The sequence below is a fragment of the Zavarzinella formosa DSM 19928 genome (genome assembly GCF_000255705.1).
In the GTDB taxonomy this organism is placed as follows: Bacteria; Planctomycetota; Planctomycetia; order Gemmatales; family Gemmataceae; genus Zavarzinella; species Zavarzinella formosa.
In genome coordinates, this window is record NZ_JH636447.1 from 7662 (window position 1) to 9370 (window position 1709).

The 1709-nt window shown below is 65.2% G+C and carries 3 protein-coding genes and 1 pseudogene; 1 reads left to right on the top strand and 3 read right to left on the bottom strand.

Annotated features, from left to right (window positions below; translation table 11 throughout):
• From BGIM_RS66690 to BGIM_RS0136655, 3 genes and pseudogenes are all read right to left on the bottom strand, one after another.
• Positions 1-300, bottom strand: a pseudogene (locus tag BGIM_RS66690) (MoxR family ATPase); the annotation flags it as partial.
• Between the two features lie 17 nt (positions 301-317).
• The gene (locus BGIM_RS66695; RefSeq protein WP_202947367.1) at positions 318-803 is read right to left on the bottom strand and encodes a MoxR family ATPase; all 486 of its coding nucleotides are present in this window, start codon (positions 801-803) and stop codon (positions 318-320) included.
• A gap of 178 nt (positions 804-981) precedes the next feature.
• Complete coding sequence (locus BGIM_RS0136655; RefSeq protein ID WP_020474608.1) at positions 982-1176, bottom strand: hypothetical protein; 195 nt, start codon at positions 1174-1176, stop codon at positions 982-984.
• A gap of 168 nt (positions 1177-1344) precedes the next feature.
• On the opposite strand from BGIM_RS0136655, the gene BGIM_RS0136660 reads away from it, so the two are divergent.
• Positions 1345-1709, top strand: a 365-nt coding sequence (locus BGIM_RS0136660; protein WP_029631334.1) for a helix-turn-helix domain-containing protein, incomplete at its 3' end; no start/stop codon positions are given.

The following is a 1709-nucleotide window of genomic DNA, read 5'->3' on the forward strand; positions in this document are numbered from 1 at the left end:
CAGCGCGGCCAGCTGGGAGTTCAGCGCCAGGGCGTCGCGGATGGCCAGCAGGGCGAACTCGTCGGGCATCCGGGTGGCGTAGGTCACGAAGTTCGCCAGCGGGGCGTGCCCTTGCCGGCATCGTTCCACCAAGGCGCCGACCAAGGCGTACAGGATCGCCGGCTCGCGCGGCACCGGCGTCAGGGTCGGGCTGGTCAGGGCCGCGTCAATGTCCGGCAGCTCACGATAGAGTTGCAGGAAGCCGGAAAACTCGGCGGGCGGCCCTTCGCCGACGCAGCCGGCGACCACCGGATGCAGCAAATCGGGCGGCGTTTGCCTCAGCACGTCGGAGACGAAGGCCCAGGAACGCGGCGTCGGAAAGGCCCCCGGTTGGTCTCCGGTTTGAACTGGAACAGCAGGCCCGGCCGGAACCGCAGGAAGGACCGCACCTTGGCGGCGATGTTCGCCGTGACCGCCCAGGCCTGCCAGTCGTCGGCCGATACCTCCAGGTCGAGATGGACAAAGCGGTTCAACAAAGGCGAGATCAGCCGGTGCGTTCCGGCCCGGTCCTCGCTCCGGTTACTGGCGGCGATGACGCCCCAGCCCTCCGGCAGTTCGTACTCGCCGAGCCTTCTGTCCAGGGTCAGTTGCAGGCACGCGGCCTGAACCAATGGCGGGGCCTGGGCCAGTTCATCGAGGAATAACAGTCCCCGGCATTCCCTTGGCAGAAATGCCGGGGGACACCAGACCGCCGTGCCGCGCACCACGCTTGGCAGGCCCCGCAGATCGACCGGGTCCAACAAGGTGGCCCGTACGTCGACCAACGACAGGTTGTTGGCGTCAGCCGCCTGACGCACCAGGCAGGGAACTTTTGCCGATGCCCGGCTGGCCCCAGAGATATACCGGGCGTTTGGTGGGGATCAGGGCCACGAGGGCGCGGACCAACTCCGTCGGACGCATGATGATGCTCCTTTCGTGAATGAGTGTGATGGATGAGGACGGTCAGCGGGAGATTTGGACCCGGCCCCCGGTCAATGCCGGGAACCCGGCCAGGGCTTGTTTGACGGCGTCGAGCAGCCGCGAACGAAACGGCTTCGACTGAAGCAGGGCGTTCATCTCCCCGACCATTTCATCGGACAGGTCGTCGCGAACCCGCACGGTCACGTGCAGTTCCTCGACGACCACGAATCTGGCCATGCATGACTCCTTTGGCGGACTGGGTTAATGTCACGGCGTCGATTGCTTCCCAAGAGAAGCGATAACGCCGGCCTATGTATTGTGACTCGTTTGATCGGAAAATTTAGTGGTGCATCCGCCAAATATCAATACACTATTTGGCACTTCATTTTTGGCAGGAATCTCCGCATGCCACGACGTGTTTGGAAGCCACTACGTCTCCGGGAGATGACGGCTGAGGAACGGGCCGAACTCACCCGGCTGACTCGTTCTCGTAAATCCGAAGCCCGCGTCGTCGAACGGGCCGCCATCCTCCTGGCCCTGGCCGATGGCGAGAAGCCAGCCCACATTGCCCGCCGGCTGGGCGTCACACGGATCACCGTGTATGGCCGCTTGCGCCGGTTCAACCGGGTCGGCCTGCGGGCGTTGCACGACGCCGCCCGGTCCGGCCGGCCGGCCACCTACACGCCGGACGAGAAAGCCGAGGTCATCGCTGCCGCCCTGACAAAGCCGGCCGATCTCGGCCTGCCGTTCGGCTGCTGGACGCTGGACCG